Origin of the sequence: Streptomyces sp. NPDC086554, assembly GCF_040686095.1 — a bacterium.
GTDB lineage: Bacteria > Actinomycetota > Actinomycetes > Streptomycetales > Streptomycetaceae > Streptomyces.
Map to the genome: position 1 here is coordinate 220,862 of NZ_JBFBJK010000013.1, position 21,377 is coordinate 242,238.

A 21,377-nucleotide genomic window follows, 5' to 3' on the forward strand; every position below is an offset into this window, starting at 1 on the left:
ATGGACCCCGCACCGATCGCCGTTCCGGAGGCGCTTGCGCAGAGTGTGCGCAAGGCGCGCGCCGACCGAATAGACCGTGAGCTGTACGAGGAGGAGAAGCTCTGGCGCTGGCACCCCGGTGACGGCGAGGACCCCCGCACCGTCTCGCAGGAGGCACTGCGCCGCGAGACCGCCCTTGAACACGAGATCGACGCCCGCATCGGCCCGACCGCGGCCGGGCCCGAAGACCCGCGCCGTGACGCGGAGCGGAGGCGCATCAAGTACTTCCCGGTCCTCTTCGTCAGCGCCCCGCACATCGAGGAAGGCGCGACCGGAGCCTTCCCCGGTATGCCGACGCCGCTGCTCTACGCGACCTGCGTCCTCGACCGGATGCTGCGCATCGACGAGTTCCCCGGCGCACGCGTCCCCGACGTCGTGGCCGTCCTCAACCCGCCCGCCTACTCCGCCGCCTTCGAGCAGGAACTCGTCGCCTGTCTGCGCGAGCACCGCCCTGTCGTGGTCGGCATCAGCAACCTCTCCGAGGGCCACCACTTCGCCCTGCGCATCGCGGCGACGGTCAAGAAGGAGTGCCCGCAGGCCATCGTCCTGCTCGGCGGCCAGCACGAGGACGCCGTGAACCCGGACGCCTACCGGGCGGCCTCGCGCCGCGTGGCCGACATGAGCGGCCGCCGCCAGGCGAGCCACGACGACTTCCGGATCGGCGCGGAGGAACTCGGCCGGCTCACCGCACTGCAGACCTTCGCCCGCCCCGAGGAACGGGAGCTCATGGACGTCGTGTTCGCGGGGGACTCCGCGTTCGCGCTGCCCGAGGTGCTCAAGGTGGTGGCGGACTGCCTGCCCGCCGACGCCGAGACCGTCAAGAAGCGCATGCTCGCCGAGCCGGACCGCTTCGCCGAACTGCCGGGCGTGGGCAGCCTGTTCATCTACGACTGGAACGCGCAGCGCATCGAGTCGATGCCGCTCAGCGGCGTCCCGATCGACGGCGACCGGCTCCCGTACATCGACGTGACCCGGATGACGCACGAGAACCGTTTCCCTGTCTTCGGGCATCGCCGAACCGCGCAGATCATGGCGTGCCTTGGATGCAAGTACGCGTGCTCCTTCTGCCACGAGTCCGCCGACGCGTTCCTCTATGAGCAGCCCAAGATCCGCCAGCGGTCTCCGCAGCACGTCATCGGCGAGATCCGGCTCCGCATCGACCAGGGCTTCGAGGCGGTGTTCTTCGACGACAGCACCTTCACCCAGAACCCCCGCTGGCTGACCGAGTTCCTGACCCTCCTCGAGGGCCTCGCCGCCGAGCACGGCACCTTCGAATGGGGCTGCCAGACCACCGTCAACGACGTGGACCGCGATCTCCTGCGGCGCATGGCAGGGGCGGGCTGCAGCTATGTGTACTTCGGCGTCGAATCGGCCGAACCCGACGCCGTACGCGTCCAGAAGGTCCGCCAGCTGCTTCTGGTGTCCGAGGGCGACTGGACCGAGCGCTTCCGGGACGTGGCCCACTGGTGCCGCGAGGCCGGGATCCGGGTCGGTACGTCCTTGCAGTTCGGCCTCGGGGAAACGCCCGAACAGCGGCTGCTCACGCTCGACCTCATCGCCGAACTGCACCGGGAGGGCTGCATCCCCGACGGCTGCGTCGCCCTCAACGTCAACAGCCCCTACCCCGGCACCCGTCAATGGCTCCAGATGCTCCAGTCGGGCGCCGCGCTGCCCGACTACCGCGAGAAGCTGGTGCGCCACCCGGCCTTCGAGACCGCCCATCAGTTCTCCGCGATCACCGGCAAGGACGTCGAAGCCCTGTATCTGCTCGCCGCCGACCGCCTCGGGCGGGCGCTGCACCAGGAGGAGCCCGCGTGACGAATCCACCGCGCGGGGGGATGCCGGGCCCGGCAGGACTCCGGCAGGTCGTTCCCGCCCAGGTCAGCTTCACCTCCGACTCGCTCGTCAGCCATGCGCCGCTCGCGACTCCGGGCGAACCGCCCCTGGTCGTCCGGCCGACCGCCGCAGGCGTCGACGTCGCGGCCTGGGCCGCCAACGCGCGTACCTGGCTCGACGAGACCCTCGACAACCACGGCGCCGTACTGCTCCGAGGGTTCTCGGTCACCACCACACACGACCTGGAACCCCTCGCCGCCGCGCTCGTCGACGAGTTGTACCGCGACAACGGCGAGCATCCCCGGGCCTCGCTGAGCGGCAGCATCTCATCGCCGGTGTTCTTCCCGCCGGAGGAGAAACTGCTGTGGCACACCGAGAACTCCTTCAACGACACCGGACCCGCCCGCATCATGTTCTGCTGCGCGCGGCCCGCCGCCTCCGGTGGCGAGACCCCGATCGTCGACAGCCGGCAGGTCTTCCGGCGGCTCGACGCGGACCTTCGGTCCGAGTTCCTGGCCAAGGGCGTGATGTACGTCCGCCATTACGGGACAGGGCTCGGCCTCGACTGGCGTGAGGTACTGCGCACCGACGACCGGCGCGAGGCCGAGGCGCGCTGTACCGAGCAGGGTCTGCGCTCCGCCTGGGACGGTGACCGCCTGCGTACCGAGGCGGTACGTCCTGCCGCCGTCCGGCACCCGAGAACCGGCGTGTGGTCCTGGATCAATCAGGCCCAGCACTGGCACCCTGCCTGCCTGGACCCCGCGACAAGGGCGGCGCTCGAAGCCACCCACACCCCGGACACGCTGCCGAGGCAGTGCCATTTCGGCGACGGATCCCCCATCCCCGACGAGGCGATGGCCGAGATATGCCGGGTGTACGCCGAGCTCGAAGTCTGCTTCCCCTGGGAGAGGGGCGACGTCCTGGTGCTCGACAACATCCTGGTCGCCCATGCCCGCAACCCCTTCAGCGGACCACGCGAACTCCTGGTGGCCATGGGCGACATGGTGCGGTTCGCATGACGGGGGTCGAGGGATTCCGGCTGTCGTTCCAGCAGCAGCGCATCTGGCAGGCGTACGAGTCCTCCTCCCCCGGATGGGCACAGGCACTGCTCCACATCGACGGCGCCCTCGATCCGGACCGTCTTGCCGACGCACTGCGCACGGTCACCGACCGCCATGGAGCGCTGCGGGCGCGGTACCGCCGGGTGCCGGGGGCGAACACCGCGCTCGCGGACATCGGCCGGGAGGGCGGTGCGAACGTCGAGTGGACGGCACAGGACGTGCGGGCGCTGCCCGACGGGGACATCCCCGGGCAACTGGACGCCGCGGCGCGGTCCGAGCGTCTGCGCCCGGCGGGCATCGACGGTGCCGCCCCGCTGCGCGCACGGCTGCTCAGGCTCTCCGACCAGCGCCACGCCCTGCTGATCACGACCTCGGGTCTGTCCACGGACAGCCTGACCCTGCGCCGCCTCGTGGCCGAGCTCGCCCTCGCCTACGACGGGCGTTCACCGGACGCCGCGCCTCTGCAATACATCCAGTACGCGCAATGGCAGTTCGAGCAGGATGCTGCCGGGCCGGTGGCCGGGAGCGACGCCCAACCTGCGCACGGTGCTCCTGTGGACCTGCCTCTACGGCAGGCCGAGGCGCTCACCGGGCCCGCCGTCACCCGCCTGAACCGCACCGTGCCGCTCCCGCTGGCGCGGGCCGTGCGGGAATGCGCGAAGCAGCATGGCGTCACGACCGAAGTCGTCCTGCTCACCTGCCTGTTGACTCTCCTGCGCAGGATCACCGACCGATCCCACGTCACCGTCGCGACCGCCCTCCCAGGACGCCCGTACGACGAACTGAGCGACTGCGCCGGTCACTTCACCCACTGGTCGCCGATCCGCACCGGGCCGGACGCGGCCGCCACCTTCTCCGGTCTCCTGGCCCAGGTCCAGGACGAACGGACGAACTCCGAGCGTGCCGCCGAGCGCATACCGGCGTCGTACGCCACCGACCCGACCGACTGGACAGCCGCGTACGAAGCGAAGGATGAGGCACCTGCCGAGCATGCCGACGGCGTCACCTTCACCTTGGCCTGGGACGACATCGAGGCCGAGCCGTGTGCGGTGAAACTCGAGAGCATCACGGGCGACGACTCGCTGCGCCTGGTGTGGCGCTACCGCGATGGCGAGTTCCCCGCCGACTACGTGCGGAGCCTCGCCGGGCAGTACCTGACCCTGCTGGAAGGGGCCGTCGCCGCCCCGTCGGCCCCGCTCGACACCATCGGCCTGCTCGACGAGCACAGCCGCCACATCGTGCGGACCGCAGCCGACCACGGCCGTGACACCCGGCAGACGCCGTCGTGCCTGCACCAGATCATCGAGCGTCAGGCCCGGCAATCGCCGGACGCCGTCGCCGTCGCGGACCCTGCGGCCCGGCTGACCTACCGGGAACTGGACGAGCAGGCCGACCAAGTGGCCCTGGCGCTGCGGCAGTACGGCGTCGGACCGGACCAACCGGTGGCGATAGCCATCGGGCACACCCGTCACCTTCTGGTGGCGATGCTGGGCGTACTCAAGGCGGGCGGCGCCTATCTGCCGCTCGATCCGGACCTACCGCCGACCCGGACCACGGACATGCTGGCGCGCTCGGGGTGCTCCCTGATCCTCACCGGCCCCGACACGGCGCAGGACCGGTTCGGCGCGATCCGCTGCCTGAACGTGGACGGACTGCGGGCGACGGAGCAACCGGTCGGCCCACAGCCCGAGGTGACACCGGAGAACCTCGCCTACATCTTGTTCACCAGCGGCTCCACGGGCGTTCCCAAGGGCGTGATGCTGCCCCACCGCGCCCTCTCCAACTACGTGCTCTGGGCGGCCCGGACGTACGGACACGAGGAGGGGACGGGGGCCATGGTGCACTCTTCCGTGGCCTTCGACCTGACGGTGACGAGCCTGTTCGTGCCCCTGGTCAGCGGGCGTACGGTGCACCTGGATCCGGCCTGGCGCAATGTCTTCGACCTCACCGGTGAACTGGGCCGACGCACCGGCCTCGACCTGCTCAAACTGACGCCCTCGCACCTGAACGTGATCAACCACGCGCTCGATCCCGATGCCACCTCCACAGTCACGCGCTCCCTCGTCCTGGGCGGCGAGAACCTCTCCTGGGAGCACATCGCACCGTGGCGCGAGCACGCGGCGCCCCCACGGATCTTCAACGAGTACGGCCCTACGGAGACCGCGGTGGGATGCGCCGTCCACGAGATCACGGCCGATGATCCCGCGGTCGGCGACGTACCGATCGGCCGCCCTGTGGACGGCAGCGACATCTACATCCTGGACAGCCGCCTGGCCCCGGTGCCGGTCGGGGCGCTCGGCGAGATCTGCGTGGGCGGCATCGGCCTGGCGCGCGGCTACGTCGGCGATCCGGCCGGGTCGGCGGAACGCTTCGTACCGCATCCCTTCTCCGACGAACCCGGGCAACGGCTCTACCGGACCGGTGACATCGGCTACTGCGCCCCCGACGGGACGCTGCACTGCCTCGGCCGCCGGGACGAGCAGATCAAGGTGCGTGGCGTCCGTGTGGAGCCGGCCGAGGTGGAGCGGGCGCTGCTCGGACACCCGTCCGTCCGCGAGGCGGCCGTGGTGCTCGGGCCGGGCGGTTCGGAGGGTACGGACGGTGCGGAGGGTGCGGGCGGTGCGGACGGCGGCCGGCTCACCGCGTTCCTCTCGGCCGCGGCCACGGGAGCGGTCGCGCCGTCGGAACTGCGCGGCCATCTCGCCGAGCGTCTGCCGTCCGTCATGGTCCCCGCCTCGTACGTCTGGCTCGACGGGCTGCCCCTCACGGCGAACGGCAAGATCGATCGCGACGCGCTGCTCGCGGCCGACACCCCGCGAGACGCTCGCGCGCAGACGTCCGCCCCGCCTCAGGACGCTCTGGAAGCGAAGGTCGCGGCCGTCTTCGCGGACCTGCTCGGGCTCCCCTCCGTCGGTGTGGACGACGTCTTCTTCGACCTCGGCGGCCACTCGATCCTGGCGGTGCGGCTGATCGCGAGGATCAACGCCGCGTTCTCCGCGGAACTGCCGGTGTCGGTGCTGTTCGAGGAGACAGAGGCTGTCGACGGGCCACCGGTCGATCCTGCGACCCCGAGGGCGCTGGCCGCGTTGCTCCGCGGTACCGACGGAGCAGACGGCGGCGAGCGTTCCCTCATCACGCTCCAGAGCCGGGGCGAGGGGACGCCGCTGTTCTGCATCCCCGGTGGCGGGGATGCCATCGGCTTCCGGAATCTCGCCGGTGGGTCCGTGCTGCTGCGTCCGCTGTACGCCGTGCACGACGGGGCTCCGCAGGGGGCGGAGGCCGATCCGGAGGTCGATGTCGAGGCTCTGGCGGAGCGTCACCTCGCCGTGGTCCGAGGAGCCCGGCCGCACGGCCCGTACCTTCTGATGGGCTGGTCGATGGGCGGCCTCGTCGCCTTGGAGATGGCCCAGCGACTCACCCGGCTCGGGGAGCAGGTCGCCATGCTGGTCCTTGTCGACAGCTACCTGGCCGACCAGCTCCCGGCCGACACCGGATCGGGGCCTGGCGACGCCTACACCCGCGCGGCCCGACGGTACCGTCCGGCACCGTACGCCGGTCCGACGGCTCTGTTGCAGGCGCAGGAGAGCGACCCCGGGATGCGGGCTGCGGCAGGCGCGGCCTGGGCGGAGCTGTGTCCGGCACTCTCACCGCCACGCGTGATCGCCGGTGACCACTACTCCATGCTGGACGAGCCGTTCGTGGCCGCACTGGCAGCGGAAATGGAGAAGACACTTCAGGAGACGGACATTCCCCATGCCTGACGAAGCCCGCGCCACACCACCCCCGCCGACACCCTCGCCAACGGGGACAGTGCTGCAGTACTTCGACGACACACGCCGCACGTCACCCGAACTGCCCGCGGTGGAATACCGGGGACGCCAACTGTCGTACGAGCAACTCGGGTGCGCCGCAGACACGTTGGCCGCCCACCTGCAGGGCCTCTCCGTCGCCGGCACGGTCGTCGGTATCCGCACCGACCGGTCGTTCCGGCTCCCGATCGCCATCCTGGCCGCGCTGCGGGCCGGCGCCGCGTACATGCCGCTGGATCACGCCTACCCCGAGGCGCGCCTCGACTTCATGATGCGGGACAGCGGAATGCGCGTACTGCTCACGCACCGCACGCCCAAGGGACTGCCACCCGTGCCGTCCGGGACGCGGGTCGTGCTGCTCGACGACGACATACCCAGCGCCGGCGACGGGCAGCTGCCCCTCACCGCCACCGCCGACGATCTCGCGTACGTCATCTACACATCGGGATCCACGGGCACTCCCAAGGGCGTCGCCATGCCGCACGGCCCGCTGCGCAACCTGATCTCCTGGCAGCGTGAGACCTTCACATCCGGGGTCGGATCCCGAACTCTCCAGTTCGCGGCGGCGAGCTTCGACGTCCACTTCGAGGAGATGTTCAGCACGTGGGGCACCGGCGGCTGCCTCGTACTGATCGACGAGGAGATACGCCGGGACTCCCACCGGCTCCTGCGCTTCCTGGACGAGCAGCGGGTGCACCGCGTGTTCATGCCGTTCGTGGCCCTGCAGGCCCTCGCCCACACGGCCCAGGACGTGGGCCGCCATCCGCGCTCGCTCCAAGAGGTCGTCTGCGGGGGCGAGCAGCTCTACATCACTCCCGCCGTGCGGCGGTTCTTCGACGCTCTTCCGGGCGTCGCGCTGCACAACCAGTACGGCCCGTCGGAGACGCACAACGTGACGGCCCTGCGGCTGTCCGGCGACCCCGCGTCCTGGCCGGAGCGCGCCCCCATCGGCCGGTCCATCGACGCCGCGCGCGTGCGGGTTCTGGACGGAGACGGCGCCCCGGTCCCGGCCGGAGTCACCGGTGAGATCGTCATCGGCGGGCCGGTGCTCGCCCGTGGCTACCTCAACCGCCCCGGACTGACCGCGGAGCGTTTCACGCCCGATCCGCTGGGACCGCCGGGATCGCGGGTGTACCGGACCGGGGACGCGGGCCGGGTCGACGACCAGGGACGGATCCACTTCCTCGGCCGCGACGACGGGCAGGTGAAGATCCACGGATACCGCGTGGAGCTCGGCGAGATCGAGTCGGCGGTCAGGGCACTGCCGGAAGCGGCCGACGCCGCGGTCGTGGTGAACGAGAGCCGCACGGCGGGCAAGCGCCTCGTCGCCTATGTCGTGGGACGGTCGCCGCTGCCGGACGACCTCCGGGACCGGCTCGGCGAGACCCTGCCCGAGTACATGCTGCCGGTGGCGTTCGTCCCGGTGGACCGGCTGCCTCTCACGCCCAGCGGCAAGCTCGACCGCCAGGCCCTGGCCACCCGCGAGTTGACGGTCACGGGCAGGGCGGGCAGCGGCGTCGGCCCGGCCGAGGACGGGGTGCAGCGTGATCTCACGCTGCTGTGGGAGCACGTCCTCGACGCGAAGGACATCGCGCTCAACGACAACTTCTTCCAGCTGGGCGGCACTTCACTGCTGGCCGCGGTGCTGATCTCCCGGATCAACGAGCGCTTCGGTGCGTACGCGGACCTGGAGACGTTCATCTCGCGGCCGACGATCTCCGCGATGGCCGAGTGGATCGGCGAGCAGTCGGGCATCCAGGAGCAGCCGGACACACCCCGACCCATGTCCCAACAACCGGTGAGGCTGGATTCGTGATCGAAACCGACGACGGACATCTGGCAGAGCTGATCGCGGAGTACGAGGAGAACGGCTGGTGCCACTCGCCGTTCCGGTTCACCGGCCCCGCGGTGAGCCTGCTCCGCGACAGCCTGGACGCCATCTGCCGCCGAGGCGGTCCTGAGGTGGTCCACGAGCCGGACAGCACGGCGGTCCGCGCGGTGCACGGCTGCCACGAGTTCGACGAGGCGTACGCGGCGCTCGTACGCCACCCTTATCTCCTGGCCCTTGCCGAAGCGCTGACCGGGACGCCGGTGTACGTCTACCAGTTCAAGGTGAATCTGAAGCAGGCCAGGGAGGGCCAGGCCTGGCCCTGGCACCAGGACTTCGCCTTCTGGAACGCGGAGGACGGCCTGCCGACGCCCGCGGCGGTCACGCTCGCCGTACCGCTGGACGACGTCCACGAGGGCAATGGTCCGCTGATGCTCATCCCCGGCTCTCACCACGTGGGATATCTCGGCCCCGGCAAGATCACGCGGGGCGACAGCGGGGACTGGCGCAAGAACTTCGCGGCGGATCCCGAGCACGTCATGGACGACGCCCGCGCCCAGGAACTGATCGGGACCTTCGGCAGCACCCGGGCGACCGGCCCGGCGGGCACGATCCAGGCCTTCCACCCGAACATCGTGCACTCCTCGTCGGACAACACCTCGCCGGACCGGCGGGCACTCCTTATGGTGTCGTACAACTCCATCGACAACGCCCCGCCCCATCCGACCCGCCCCGAATTCCTGGTGGGCCGGAACACGGACCAGCTGAAGCCGCGGTGGGACGACCACCTCCCGCTCGAACGCGTCCCGTAGGGGCGCTTCCCGTCAACGGCGGCCTGAAGGCGGCCCGCAGCAGGCATCAACCCCGGCGGGCAGACCGCGCTCGCCGAGCGGATCGCCGAGGTCTGGCGCTCGCAGCAGGGCACACGCCCGGCCGTCTCGGAGGCGACGCTCGCGGTGGCGACCGAGCACGAGTCGGTGCGCATGGCCCCGGCCGCGGTCTGCACGGTGTTCACCGACCCCACGAGCAACGCCGTGCTGACCCGGGACACCGACACCGGGCGCGGGCGAGCAGCGTCATCGGCCACGGCTGGGAGGGCGAGGACGGGTTCCGCTTCAAGGAACTGCTCGCCGTGACGTGCCACGCGATGCCGTGGATCTACGCCGAACTGCCGGGCGGGGACCCGGTCCGTGAAGGCCTGCCCGAGGTGGCCGCGCTGCTGCGCGAACGCCTTGCCCACCCGGAGATGCTCCTGGACACCCGGGGATGCTCACTGCGCGCCTTGACCGTGGCGGACCTGGCACCGAGCTTCCCCGGCGCCCATGAGTACCGAGAGGCCCGCACCCCCCTCGATCACCCCACGCTCGACGACGGGCTCACCGTGATCGCGGAGGGCGGCATCGACCGGCGGGGCGCCCGCGAGTCGCCGGGCATCTACTTCCGGCCGGCCCAGTACGGCAAGGACGAGCGTTCACAGCGCCTGGATTCCGCCGTCGACCGCGAGGGATCCCTCCTCTCCCTCGTACGTTGGCTGCGTGGCCCCGAGTGCCGCCGCCTGGAGGAAAGGATCAGCTCCGGGGCGCTGCCGCCCGGCAGCTACGAAACGGACCCGCGCGCCTCGGCCCCCGACACCGTGGCCAAGGCCGCCGCCGATCTTGGCCTCGATACCGACGCCGCGACCCTCTACCTCCAGCTACTCGCGCTGCCCGCACCAACCGACCGCAACATCCGCCGCTGGAACGACTGGACGCCCGCCCGGCACAAGGCGGCCGCCGCCCGACTGGAAACCTGGAAGGCAGACCTGCTCGGCGCCGGTCTTTCTCCCGACCGCGAGCAGGTGCTCACCAGCCCCACCACCGGCCCACTACCCGAACTGTTCGCCCGGGCCTGGCAGTCCCGGCCACGCTGACGAAGGCGCCGCCCTGGCGGCCGCCAACGCAAACGGTGCTGGCCGAGAGTCGGCCAGCACCGGATGCTGTACTGCTGCGTGTCCGAGGGGGGACTTGAACCCCCACGCCCGATAAAGGGCACTAGCACCTCAAGCTAGCGCGTCTGCCATTCCGCCACCCGGACTAGGTGTTTGCCGTTCGCGTGGTGTTCCCCGCGGCGACATGGACAACAATACCAAGCTTTCGGAGTGCCTTTCACCTGCGTATCCGCCGGTCGGCAGGCGGATGCCCGGCACCCCGTTCCGCCGCATCTACAGTCTCACCATGAGTGACGGGATGATTACTGGAGTGCTGGGTGACGTGAAGGTGCGGCGGCCCCGGCTGCTGTCCCCGTTGCGCGAGCATCTGCGGGACACCATGTGGTTTGCGCCGACCGCCGGCCTGGTGGGCGCCATGGTGCTGTGGTGGGTGGCGGCCGAGCTGGACACCCACATCGTGACGGCGGCGAAGGACGCCGAGGACTACGAAACCGTCGAGTCCCTGATGTCGATCGCCGAGGACGCGAAGGCGGTGATCAGCACCATCGGCTCGGCGATGATGACGTTCATCGGTGTCGTCTTCAGCATCTCGCTGGTGGCCGTGCAGATGGCGAGCGGGCAGTTCAGTCCGCGCGTGGTGCGGCTGTACGTCAGGTCGCGGATCACCAAGATCACGCTGACCGTCTTCCTGGCGACGTTCCTCTTCTCCCTGATGACGCTGACGTCGTTCGACAGCGAGACCGACCCACGGAAGCTGACGACCGTCCCGCTGATCGAGTCCGTCCTGGCGATGGTGATGGTGCTGCTGAGCCTTCTGCTGTTCGTCGCCTACGTGAACGGGACGCTCCGCATGATGCGGATCAGCTTCGTGATCGACCGGATCGCGCGGGAGTCGTTCCGGGTGGCGGTGAAGCACCCGACCGAGGGCGCGGTGGACGGCGAACGTCTCGGCCCGGAGACCGCGCGGATCACCCACCGCGGGCGAGCGGGGGTGCTACGGGACGTGCACATCGCCCGGGTCGTGCGTGCGGCGCGACGGCAGGGCGTCGTGCTGCGGCTCGTCCCGCGCATCGGCGACTTCATGGTGCCGGGGACCCCGGTGTTCACGGTCCACGGCGGGGCAGCGCCCTCCCCACGCGCGTTGCGGTACACCGTCTCGGTGGGCGTGGAACGCACCTTCCACCAGGACCTCGGCTTCGGGCTTCGCCAACTCGCCGACATCGCGCTGCGGGCGCTTTCACCCGCGGTGAACGATCCGACCACCGCCGTGCAGGCCCTCGACCGCATCGTCCAGTTCCTCGCGTCGGTGGCCCGGTATCCGCTGGGCGCCCTGCGCCACCGTGACCGGCGCGGGGCGGTGCGCCTGGTGCAGCCGGTGCCGGACTGGACCGCTCTGGTGGACCTCGGGTTCGCCGAGATCCGTGGCTGCGCGATCGGCAATCCGCAGGTCACGCGCCGCATGCTGGCCGGCCTCGACGATCTGCTGCGCCTTGCACCCGAGGAGCGCCGCGAGCCCCTCCTTCGCCACCGCGAGCTGCTCGCGCAGGCGGTGGACCGCACGGTCCCGGAGTCGGCGGACCGCGCGTTCGCCCTGCTCCCCGACCGGCAGGGAATCGGCTAGTCGACCGACTCCCCACCGGCGGTGCCCTCACGCCGCCACAGAGCAGAGGAATTGCAGCTCAGGGCTCAGGGCTTCAGAGCTCAGGACTAAGGGCTAAGGACTCAGAGCTCAGGCCATGAGGTGATAGCTGGGGAAGTTCCCCGGCGGTCGCTCCATCGCCGGGCCATGGGTGACCGCCCGCACCAGAAGCTCGCCTCCGACGAACGCGCCGCGCCACGACGCGCCGAACCCGCCGAACAACTCCTCCCGGTCACCGCGCGAACGAGGCTTCCCACGGCCCGTCTTGAACGCCCGGATCTGCGGCGCGAGCCGTTCGTAGGTCTCCGGCTCGTCGGTCGACACGGTGGCGACCAACGCTCCGTTCGACGCGTTCATGGCAGCGAGCAGCTCCGCTTCCGTGTCGACCAGGACGATGGTGTCGACCGGGCCGAACGGCTCCGCGTGGTGCAGCGGCGAGGACGGTGGCGGGTTGAGGAGCGTGACGGGGTGCAGGTACGCGTCCGTGTCCTGCCCCGGCAGGAAGCGGTCGGCCGCGGGCGCGCCGCGGTACAGCGGCACGGCACCCCGGTCGATGGCCTCCGCCACCTGGTCGGAGAGTTCCTTGGCCTTGGCGGCGTTGATGAGCGGGCCGAAGTCCAGCTGCGGGAAGGGGTCTTCGGCATGCTCGACCGCCAGCGGGTGGCCGACGCGGACGGTGCGCACGGCCGGGAGGTAGGCGGCGAGGAACTGGTCGAAGAGGCCTCGCTGGACGACGAAGCGCGGATACGCCGTGCAGCGCTGCTTGCCGTAGTCGAAGAGCTTGGGGACGACGGCGGTGAGCGCGTCCCAGTCGCTGTAGTTCCAGATGCCCCAGGTGTTGAGTCCTTCCTGTTCGAGGATGTGCCGCTTGCCGAGATCGGCGACGGCCGTGGCGACGGCCGCGCCGGTGTCCCGCCCGCCGACGAAGGAGACACAGCCGATCTCCGGTGCACGCACCAGCGCTTCGGACAGCTCTCCCCCGCTGCCGCTCACGAGGGTGACGGGAATCCCTTCGCGGGCGGCGAGCGCGCAGGCCAGGGTCAGACAGGCGACGCCGCCATCGGTCGGGGTCTTGGCGATGACCGCGTTGCCCGCGAGTGCCTGTACCAACACTGCATGAACGAGCACGCTCATCGGGTAGTTCCAGCTCGCGATGTTGGACACCGGACCGTCGAGCGGAGTCCGGCCCTCGATCATCGGCTCGATGCCGTCGACGTACCAGCGCACGCCGTCGATGGCCCGGTCGACGTCGGCCTGCGCGAGGCGCCATGGCTTGCCGATCTCCCAGACGAGGAGGAGGGCGAGCAGTTCGCGGTGCTGGGTGAGGGCGTCGAGGGTGGCGGCGACGCGGGCGCGGCGTTCCTCCAACGGGAGGTGGCGCCAGGCCCGGTGCTGGTCGAGCGAGGCGCGTACGGCCTGGTGGGCCGTGGCGGCGTCGAGGCGCGGCGGGCCCGCGATGGGGCTGCCGTCGACGGGGCTCGTGGCGGGCAGCGCGCGGCCGTCCGCCTGCCAGCTGCCGTTCCACAGGTTCAGGACGTGGTCGCCGCGGAAGGCCTCGGGTGCGACGGCGAGGCAGCGCTGCCAGGCATCGGCCCAGGACGTACCGGCCTTGAGGACGAGTGGGGTGGTGAGGGTGGGTGCCATTCGGGGTTCTCCGCTCACGGTGCACAGATCGGGGCGGGAGGTGCATGGCTCGTACGGGAACGCTCAGTTCGCGGTCCGCGTGCGTTTGGTGGGGGACGGTAGTGGAGTGAGGGCCGGCCACCTATGAGTGACGTCACGCCCCGAGCCGGTCGAGAACGAGACGGGCGGTCTCCGTCGGCGTGGCGCCGACCCGCACACCGGCGGCCTCGAGCGCTTCCTGCTTCGCCTTCGCGGTGCCCGAGGATCCCGAGACGATCGCGCCCGCGTGCCCCATGGTCTTGCCTTCGGGTGCGGTGAAGCCGGCGATGTAAGCGACGACGGGTTTGGTGACGGCGCGCTGGATGTAAGCGGCCGCGCGTTCCTCGGCGTCGCCGCCGATCTCGCCGATGAGGACGATGAGTTCGGTGTCGGGGTCGTCTTCGAAGGCGGCGAGGCAGTCGATGTGCGTGGTGCCGATGACGGGGTCACCGCCGATGCCCACGCATGTCGAGAAGCCGATGTCGCGCAGCTCGTACATGAGTTGGTAGGTGAGGGTGCCGGATTTCGACACCAGGCCGACGCGTCCGGGTTTGGTGATGTCGGCGGGGATGATGCCCGCGTTGGCCTGCCCGAAGGTGATGAGGCCGGGGCAGTTGGGGCCGATGACGCGGGTGCCGCGCTCCTTCGCGTACGCGTGGAAGGCGACCGCGTCGTGCACGGGGATGCCTTCGGTGATGACGACGGCGAGTCCGATGCCGGCGTCGGCGGCCTCGGTGACCGCGGCCTTGGAGAAGGCGGGCGGCACGAAGACGACGGTGACGTCGGCGCCGGTGGCCTCGATGCCGTCGCGGACGGAGCCGAAGACGGGGACGGCGCGGTCGTCGAAGTCGACGGTGCGGCCCGCCTTGCGGGGGTTGACGCCGCCCACGACGTCCGTGCCTGCGGCGAGCATCCGCCGGGTGTGCTTCATGCCCTCGGCGCCGGTCATGCCCTGGACGAGGACCTTGCTCTCCTTGGTGAGATAGATCGCCATGTCCGGTCTCCTTAGGCTGCGTCGGCTCGGGTCGCGAGGTCGGCGGCGCGGCGTGCGGCGCCGTCCATGGTGGTGGCCTGCTGGACCAGGGGGTGGGCGCGCTCGTCGAGGATGGCGCGGCCGCGTGCGGCGTTGTTGCCGTCGAGGCGGACCACGAGTGGCTTGGTCAACTGCACCGATTCCAGGGCCTGGACGATGCCGTCGGCGACCGCGTCGCACGCGGTGATGCCGCCGAAGACGTTGACGAAGACGGACTTGACCGCGGGGTCGGACAGGATCACGGAGAGACCGTCGGCCATGATCTGGGCGGAGGCGCCGCCTCCGATGTCGAGGAAGTTCGCGGGGCGCGCGCCACAGCCCGCGACCACGTCGAGGGTGGACATGACCAGGCCCGCGCCGTTGCCGATGATGCCGACCTCGCCGTCGAGCTTCACGTAGTTGAGGCCCTTGGCCGCGGCCGCCGACTCCAAGGGGTCGTCGTGCGCGGAGTCGTCGGTGCCCCAGCGCGCCTGACGGAAGCGCGCGTTGTCGTCCAGGGTGACCTTGCCGTCGAGGGCGAGGATGTCCCCTTGGGCGGTGCGCACGAGGGGGTTCACCTCTACGAGGAGCGCGTCCTCGCGGATGAGTACCTGCCACAGCTTCACGAGTACGTCGGCTGCCTCCGTGGGGAGTCCGGCCGCGGCGGCGATGTCGGCCGCCTTCGCCTCGTCCACGCCTTCCGCCGGGTCGATCTCCATGCGCGCGACGGCCTCCGGCCTGCTGGCAGCCACCTCCTCGATCTCCATGCCGCCCTCGGCGGACGCGATGGCGAGGAAGCGGCCCGCGGCGCGGTCCAGCACGTACGAGACGTAGAACTCTCTGTCGATCTCGACGGGTTGGGCCACCATCACCTTGTGCACGGTGTGGCCCTTGATGTCCATGCCGATGATCTGTCGCGCCGTGATCTCGGCCGCGGCGGCGTCCGAGGCCATCTTCACGCCGCCCGCCTTGCCGCGCCCTCCGGTCTTCACCTGGGCCTTGACGACGACGTGGCCGCCGAGTCGTTCGGCCCCCGCGCGTGCCTCTTTCGCCGTGTCGGCGACTTCGGCATCCGGCACCAAGATGCCGTATTCCTCGAAGAGTTCCCTTGCCTGGTACTCGAACAGGTCCATTCCGGCTCCTGACGCCGTGTCGTTCCGGGGAGCGACCCCCGGACCCGAAAAGTGCCGCACGCCCCCTGGACACCACCCACCGGATGCGGGATAACAAGCTTCATACAGTATTCGTCGACTGTATGCAATCTCCCGCGAGAGCACCTACGAGCAGCGTGTGAGCGCTCCAACTCCCCTACGAAGGGACAGGACTTCGCCATGCCCGACGGCAGCAGCGACACCAACCAGGCCCCCCAGATCTCCGGTGGGCACCTGGTCGCCAAGGCACTCAAAGCGGAGGGTGTGGAGGTCATCTACACCCTGTGCGGCGGCCACATCATCGACATCTACGACGGCTGCGTCGACGAGGGCATCGATGTCGTCGACGTACGCCACGAGCAGGTCGCCGCCCACGCGGCCGACGGGTACGCACGCCTCACGGGCAAGCCCGGGTGTGCCGTGGTGACCGCAGGCCCGGGGACGACGGACGCCGTCACGGGCGTCGCGAACGCCTTCCGCGCCGAGTCCCCGATGCTGCTGATCGGCGGCCAAGGGGCGCACACCCAGCACAAGATGGGGTCCCTCCAGGACCTTCCGCACGTCGACATGATGACGCCGATCACCAAGTTCGCCGCGACCGTGCCGGACACGGCGCGCGCCGCCGACATGGTGTCCATGGCGTTCCGGGAGTGCTACCACGGCGCTCCGGGACCGTCCTTCCTGGAGATACCGCGCGATGTGCTCGACGCCAAGGTGCCGGTGGACAAGGCCCGGGTCCCGCAGGCCGGGCAGTACCGCGCCTCGACCCGCTCGGCCGGTGACCCCGAGGCGATCGAGAAGCTCGCCGACCTGCTCGTGCACGCCGAGAAGCCCGCGATCCTGCTCGGCAGCCAGGTGTGGACGACGCGCGGCACGGAGTCGGCCATCGAGCTCGTACGCACTCTGAACGTGCCCGCCTACATGAACGGCGCGGGGCGCGGCACGCTGCCGCCCGGCGACCCGCATCACTTCCAGCTGTCGCGGCGGTACGCCTTCTCCAACGCCGACCTCATCGCCATCGTGGGAACGCCGTTCGACTTCCGCATGGGCTACGGCAAGCGGCTCTCGCAGGACGCGACCGTCGTACAGATTGATCTCGACTACCGCACCGTCGGCAAGAACAGGGACATCGACCTCGGCATCGTGGGCGACGCGGGACTGATCCTGAAATCGGTCACCGAAGCGGCGTCCGGCCGCGTCAACGGAGGCGCGTCCAAGCGCAAAGAGTGGATCGACGAGCTGCGGGCCGCCGAACAGACGGCGATCGAGAAGCGGCTGCCGAACCTCCGCTCCGACGCCTCGCCCATCCACCCGTACCGCCTCGTCAGCGAAATCAACGACTTCCTTACCGAAGACTCGATCTACATCGGCGACGGCGGCGACATCGTCACCTTCTCCGGGCAGGTCGTGCAGCCCAAGTCGCCGGGCCACTGGATGGACCCCGGACCGCTCGGCACGCTCGGCGTCGGCATCCCCTTCGTGCTCGCCGCCAAGCAGGCGCGGCCCGACAAGGAGGTGGTGGCCCTCTTCGGAGACGGCGCCTTCTCACTGACCGGGTGGGACTTCGAGACGCTCGTCCGCTACAACCTGCCCTTCGTCGGGATCGTCGGCAACAACTCCTCGATGAACCAGATCCGTTACGGCCAGAAGGCCAAGTACGGCGAGGAGCGCGAGCGCGTCGGCAACACCCTCGGAGACGTCCACTACGACAAGTTCGCCCAGATGCTGGGCGGCTACGGCGAAGAGGTCCGCGACCCGGCCGACATCGGCCCCGCGCTCCGGCGGGCGCGCGAGTCCGGCAAGCCCTCGCTGATCAACGTATGGGTCGATCCGGACGCGTACGCCCCCGGAACCATGAACCAGACCATGTACAAGTGAGGAGCCCGCGATGACGACCAAGGCTCTTGAGGGCGTACGCGTCCTCGACATGACGCACGTCCAGTCCGGGCCCTCCGCCACCCAGCTGCTCGCCTGGCTCGGCGCGGACGTGGTGAAGCTGGAGGCACCCACCGGGGACATCACGCGCAAGCAGCTGCGCGACCTCCCGGATGTCGACTCGCTGTACTTCACGATGCTCAACTGCAACAAGCGGAGCATCACCCTCAACACCAAGACCGAGCGCGGCAAGGAGCTCCTCACGGAGCTGATCCGCCGCTCCGATGTGATGGTCGAGAACTTCGGTCCTGGCGCCGTGGACCGGATGGGCTTCACATGGGAGCGCATCCAGGAGATCAACCCGCGGATCGTCTACGCCTCGATCAAGGGCTTCGGAGACGGCCCCTACACCAACTTCAAGGCCTACGAAGTGGTCGCCCAGGCGATGGGCGGCTCCATGTCGACCACCGGCTTCGAGGACGGCCCGCCGCTCGCCACGGGCGCCCAGATCGGTGACTCCGGGACCGGCATCCATGCCGTCGCCGGCATTCTCGCCGCCCTCTTCCAGAGGGAGAACACCGGTCGCGGGCAGCGCGTGAACGTGGCCATGCAGCACGCCGTGCTCAACCTGTGCCGGGTGAAGCTGCGCGATCAGCAGCGCCTGGAGCACGGGCCGCTCGCCGAGTACCCGAACGAGGACTTCGGGGACGAGGTGCCGCGCTCCGGCAACGCGAGCGGCGGCGGGCAGCCGGGGTGGGCCGTCAAGTGCGCCCCAGGTGGCCCCAACGACTACGTGTACGTGATCGTGCAGCCCGTCGGCTGGCAGCCCCTCACCGAGCTCATAGGACGCCCCGAGCTGGCCGAGGACGCCGAGTGGGCGACTCCGGATGCGCGCCTTCCCAAGCTCGGCAAAATGTTCCAGCTGATCGAGGAGTGGTCGTCGACGCTCCCCAAGTGGGAGGTCCTCGAGCGGCTCAACGCCCACAACATCCCGTGCGGCCCGATCCTCTCCACCAAGGAGATCATCGAGGACGCCTCGCTGGCCGCGAACGAGATGGTCGTCGAGGTCGCGCATCCGCAGCGGGGCTCCTTCACCACCGTCGGCTCCCCGCTGAAGCTGTCCGACTCCCCCGTGGACGTGATCAGTTCGCCGCTCCTGGGTGAGCACAACGCCGAGGTGTTCGTCGGGGAGCTCGGCCTCGGCGACGAGGAACTGCGCCTGCTCAAGTCGAACGGAGTGATCTGAATTGATGGCCGAAGACTCGATGGCCGAGGACCGCGCACCGACGGTGCGGGCACTGCTCGACTCGGTGCGCGCCGAGGGCCGTACGTCGCTGACGGCGCCGGAGGGCAAGATCCTTGCGGACGCGTACGGGATCGCCGTGCCGGGCGAGGAGCTGGCGGCGGACGTGGACGAGGCGGTGGCGCACGCGGCCCGCTTCGACGGGCCCGTAGTCATGAAGATCGTCTCCCCCGACATCCTGCACAAGACCGACGCGGGCGGCGTCGTCGTCGGTGTGGAGGGCGCCGCCGACGTACGGGCCGCCTTCTGCGAGATCGTCGCGAACGCGCGCGCCTACGCGCCGACAGCCCGCATCGATGGCGTACAGGTCCAGGAGCTGCTGCCGCCCGGCCAGGAAGTGATCGTCGGGGCGGTGACCGATCCGACGTTCGGGAAGGTCGTCGCATTCGGACTCGGCGGGGTACTGGTCGAGGTCCTCAAGGACGTCACGTTCCGCCTCGCGCCCGTCGACGCGGACGAGGCGGCCTCGATGTTCGACTCGATCAGGGCCGCCGAGATCCTGCGCGGCGTGCGGGGCGCCCCCGCCGTGGACCGGTGGGCGCTCGCCGAGCAGATCCGCCGGGTCTCCCAACTGGTCACCGACTTCCCGGAGATCGCCGAGGTGGACCTCAACCCGGTGATCGCCACCCCGGAGGGCGCGATCGCCGCGGACATCCGCGTCATCCTCTCCGAGGGGGTGCCAAAGGCGCGGCGCACATACACGCGCGCGCAGATGCTCACATCGATGCGGCGGCTGATGCAGCCGCGCTCGGTCGCCGTGATCGGCGCCTCCAACGAGCAGGGCAAGATCGGCAATTCGGTGATGCGCAACCTCATCGACGGCGGCTTCTCCGGAGAGATCCATCCGGTGAACCCCAAGGCCGATGACATCTTGGGCCGCAAGGCGTACAAGAGTGTCACGGACGTTCCCGGTGAGGTGGATGTGGCGGTCTTCGCGATCCCCGCCAAGTTCGTGGCGGCAGCCTTGGAGGAGGTGGGCCGCAAGCGCATCCCCAACGCGGTCCTGATTCCCTCCGGGTTCGCCGAGACCGGTGAACACGCCCTCCAGGAGGAGATCGTTGAGATCGGCGAGCGGCACGGTGTGCGGCTGCTCGGCCCGAACATCTACGGCTACTACTCGACGTGGCAGGACCTGTGCGCCACGTTCTGCACGCCCTACGACGTCAAGGGCGGCGTCGCCCTGACGAGCCAGTCGGGCGGCATCGGAATGGCGATCCTCGGCTTCGCGCGCACTACGAAGACAGGCGTTTCGGCGATCGTCGGGCTCGGCAACAAGTCGGACCTGGACGAGGACGACCTGCTCACCTGGTTCGGCGAGGACCCCAACACCCGGTGCATCGCCATGCACTTGGAGGACCTCAAGGACGGCCGCGCCTTCGTGGAGGCCGCGCGGGCGACCGTCCCCAAGAAGCCGGTCGTGGTCCTGAAGGCCGGCCGCACGGCCGCCGGGGCGAAGGCCGCCGGATCGCACACGGGCGCGCTCGCGGGCGACGACGCCGTGTACGACGACATTCTCAGGCAGGCGGGCGTCATCCGCGCCCCCGGTCTCAACGAAATGCTGGAGTACGCGCGCGCGTTGCCGGTGCTTCCCACCCCGCAGGGCGACAACATCGTGATCATCACGGGGGCGGGCGGCTCGGGCGTGCTGCTCTCCGACGCGGTGACCGACAACGGACTGCGGCTGATGGAGATCCCGGACGACCTGGACGCGGCCTTCAAGGCGTTCATCCCGCCCTTCGGGGCGGCCGGCAACCCCGTGGACATCACCGGTGGCGAGCCCCCTTCGACGTACGAGGCGACGATCAGGCTGGGTCTGGAGGACCCGCGCATCCATGCGCTCGTCCTCGGCTACTGGCACACCATCGTCACGCCTCCCATGGTCTTCGCCGAGCTGACGGCCCGCGTGGTCGCGGAGTTCCGCGAGCGCGGCATCGAGAAGCCCGTAGTGGCGTCTCTGGCGGGCGATGTCGAGGTGGAGGAGGCCTGCCAGTACCTCTTCGAGCGGGGCGTCGTGGCGTACCCGTACACGACCGAGAAGCCGGTGGCCGCACTCGGTGCGAAGTACCGCTGGGCGCGGGCCGCCGGGCTGCTCGGAGGTGGTCGATGAGGGGGTGAGTCGAGGGCTGCGGGCGGCCGGCGGCGCGCGCCGGCCGCCCCGGAACCCGCGCGCGCACGAAAGGAATTGGACAGGGGGCGCTGGCCAGGGTCTTTTCGACGCAAGGGGTGCTAAAGCGA

At 70.1% G+C, this 21,377-nt stretch carries 13 protein-coding genes and 1 tRNA gene; 10 read left to right on the top strand and 4 right to left on the bottom strand.

The features are described 5' to 3' along the window. The 6 genes from AB0O76_RS23170 to AB0O76_RS23195 all read left to right on the top strand — a co-directional run bounded on the left by AB0O76_RS23170 (position 1) and on the right by AB0O76_RS23195 (position 10,482). Complete coding sequence (locus AB0O76_RS23170; RefSeq protein WP_365494354.1) at positions 1 to 1,857, top strand: radical SAM protein; 1,857 nt, start codon at positions 1 to 3, stop codon at positions 1,855 to 1,857. Continuing rightward, a complete protein-coding gene (locus AB0O76_RS23175; RefSeq protein WP_365494357.1) occupies positions 1,854 to 2,894 on the top strand; it encodes a TauD/TfdA family dioxygenase in 1,041 nt (346 codons plus the stop codon). Before AB0O76_RS23170 ends, AB0O76_RS23175 begins: the two co-directional genes overlap by 4 nt. Further along, a complete protein-coding gene (locus AB0O76_RS23180; protein WP_365494360.1) occupies positions 2,891 to 6,697 on the top strand; it encodes an amino acid adenylation domain-containing protein in 3,807 nt (1,268 codons plus the stop codon). The genes AB0O76_RS23175 and AB0O76_RS23180 overlap by 4 nt, the downstream gene beginning before the upstream one ends. Further along, the gene (locus AB0O76_RS23185; RefSeq protein ID WP_365494363.1) at positions 6,690 to 8,561 is read left to right on the top strand and encodes a non-ribosomal peptide synthetase; all 1,872 of its coding nucleotides are present in this window, start codon (positions 6,690 to 6,692) and stop codon (positions 8,559 to 8,561) included. Before AB0O76_RS23180 ends, AB0O76_RS23185 begins: the two co-directional genes overlap by 8 nt. Further along, on the top strand, positions 8,558 to 9,385 hold the full coding sequence (locus tag AB0O76_RS23190) for a phytanoyl-CoA dioxygenase family protein (RefSeq protein ID WP_365494366.1): 828 nt from the start codon (positions 8,558 to 8,560) through the stop codon (positions 9,383 to 9,385). The genes AB0O76_RS23185 and AB0O76_RS23190 overlap by 4 nt, the downstream gene beginning before the upstream one ends. Before the next feature lie 320 nt (positions 9,386 to 9,705). Further along, on the top strand, positions 9,706 to 10,482 hold the full coding sequence (locus AB0O76_RS23195) for a hypothetical protein (RefSeq protein WP_365494369.1): 777 nt from the start codon (positions 9,706 to 9,708) through the stop codon (positions 10,480 to 10,482). 79 nt (positions 10,483 to 10,561) lie between these two features. On the opposite strand, the gene AB0O76_RS23200 is transcribed toward AB0O76_RS23195, so the two are convergent. Beyond that, positions 10,562 to 10,646 (bottom strand) — tRNA-Leu (locus AB0O76_RS23200). A 140-nt stretch (positions 10,647 to 10,786) separates the two neighbouring features. Here AB0O76_RS23200 and AB0O76_RS23205 point away from each other — a divergent pair. Then, a complete protein-coding gene (locus tag AB0O76_RS23205; RefSeq protein ID WP_365494372.1) occupies positions 10,787 to 12,121 on the top strand; it encodes a DUF2254 domain-containing protein in 1,335 nt (444 codons plus the stop codon). A gap of 108 nt (positions 12,122 to 12,229) precedes the next feature. Here AB0O76_RS23205 and AB0O76_RS23210 read toward each other — a convergent pair whose 3' ends face one another. From AB0O76_RS23210 to sucC, 3 genes are all read right to left on the bottom strand, one after another. After that, positions 12,230 to 13,783, bottom strand: a complete 1,554-nt coding sequence (locus AB0O76_RS23210) for an aldehyde dehydrogenase family protein (RefSeq protein ID WP_365494375.1) — start codon at positions 13,781 to 13,783, stop codon at positions 12,230 to 12,232. 133 nt (positions 13,784 to 13,916) lie between these two features. Next, positions 13,917 to 14,795, bottom strand: a complete 879-nt coding sequence (sucD, locus tag AB0O76_RS23215; RefSeq protein WP_365494378.1) for a succinate--CoA ligase subunit alpha — start codon at positions 14,793 to 14,795, stop codon at positions 13,917 to 13,919. Positions 14,796 to 14,806: 11 nt separating this feature from the next. Next, positions 14,807 to 15,946, bottom strand: coding sequence for an ADP-forming succinate--CoA ligase subunit beta (sucC, locus tag AB0O76_RS23220; protein ID WP_365494381.1), 1,140 nt, complete (start codon positions 15,944 to 15,946; stop codon positions 14,807 to 14,809). A gap of 198 nt (positions 15,947 to 16,144) precedes the next feature. Here sucC and AB0O76_RS23225 point away from each other — a divergent pair, with 198 nt between their 5' ends. Genes AB0O76_RS23225 through AB0O76_RS23235 form a run of 3 tightly spaced genes read left to right on the top strand, consistent with a single transcriptional unit; the run spans position 16,145 to position 21,249 of the window. Further along, positions 16,145 to 17,842: a thiamine pyrophosphate-binding protein gene (locus AB0O76_RS23225; RefSeq protein WP_365494384.1), complete on the top strand. Its 1,698-nt coding sequence runs from the start codon at positions 16,145 to 16,147 to the stop codon at positions 17,840 to 17,842. 10 nt (positions 17,843 to 17,852) lie between these two features. Then, positions 17,853 to 19,085, top strand: a complete 1,233-nt coding sequence (frc, locus tag AB0O76_RS23230) for a formyl-CoA transferase (RefSeq protein ID WP_365494387.1) — start codon at positions 17,853 to 17,855, stop codon at positions 19,083 to 19,085. A 19-nt stretch (positions 19,086 to 19,104) separates the two neighbouring features. After that, a complete protein-coding gene (locus AB0O76_RS23235; protein ID WP_365494465.1) occupies positions 19,105 to 21,249 on the top strand; it encodes an acetate--CoA ligase family protein in 2,145 nt (714 codons plus the stop codon). The last annotated feature ends 128 nt before the right edge of the window (positions 21,250 to 21,377 follow it).

What these genes read in the sequence shown, in the direction of transcription:
- AB0O76_RS23205 (WP_365494372.1), top strand. Translation starts at nt 10,787, where the DNA reads ATGAGTGACGGGATGATTACTGGAGTGCTGGGTGACGTGAAGGTGCGG.
- AB0O76_RS23210 (WP_365494375.1), bottom strand. Translation starts at nt 13,783, where the DNA reads ATGGCACCCACCCTCACCACCCCACTCGTCCTCAAGGCCGGTACGTCC.
- sucC (WP_365494381.1), bottom strand. Translation starts at nt 15,946, where the DNA reads ATGGACCTGTTCGAGTACCAGGCAAGGGAACTCTTCGAGGAATACGGC.
- frc (WP_365494387.1), top strand. Translation starts at nt 17,853, where the DNA reads ATGACGACCAAGGCTCTTGAGGGCGTACGCGTCCTCGACATGACGCAC.
- AB0O76_RS23180 (WP_365494360.1), top strand. Translation starts at nt 2,891, where the DNA reads ATGACGGGGGTCGAGGGATTCCGGCTGTCGTTCCAGCAGCAGCGCATC.
- AB0O76_RS23185 (WP_365494363.1), top strand. Translation starts at nt 6,690, where the DNA reads ATGCCTGACGAAGCCCGCGCCACACCACCCCCGCCGACACCCTCGCCA.
- sucD (WP_365494378.1), bottom strand. Translation starts at nt 14,795, where the DNA reads ATGGCGATCTATCTCACCAAGGAGAGCAAGGTCCTCGTCCAGGGCATG.
- AB0O76_RS23170 (WP_365494354.1), top strand. Translation starts at nt 1, where the DNA reads ATGGACCCCGCACCGATCGCCGTTCCGGAGGCGCTTGCGCAGAGTGTG.
- AB0O76_RS23225 (WP_365494384.1), top strand. Translation starts at nt 16,145, where the DNA reads ATGCCCGACGGCAGCAGCGACACCAACCAGGCCCCCCAGATCTCCGGT.
- AB0O76_RS23235 (WP_365494465.1), top strand. Translation starts at nt 19,105, where the DNA reads ATGGCCGAGGACCGCGCACCGACGGTGCGGGCACTGCTCGACTCGGTG.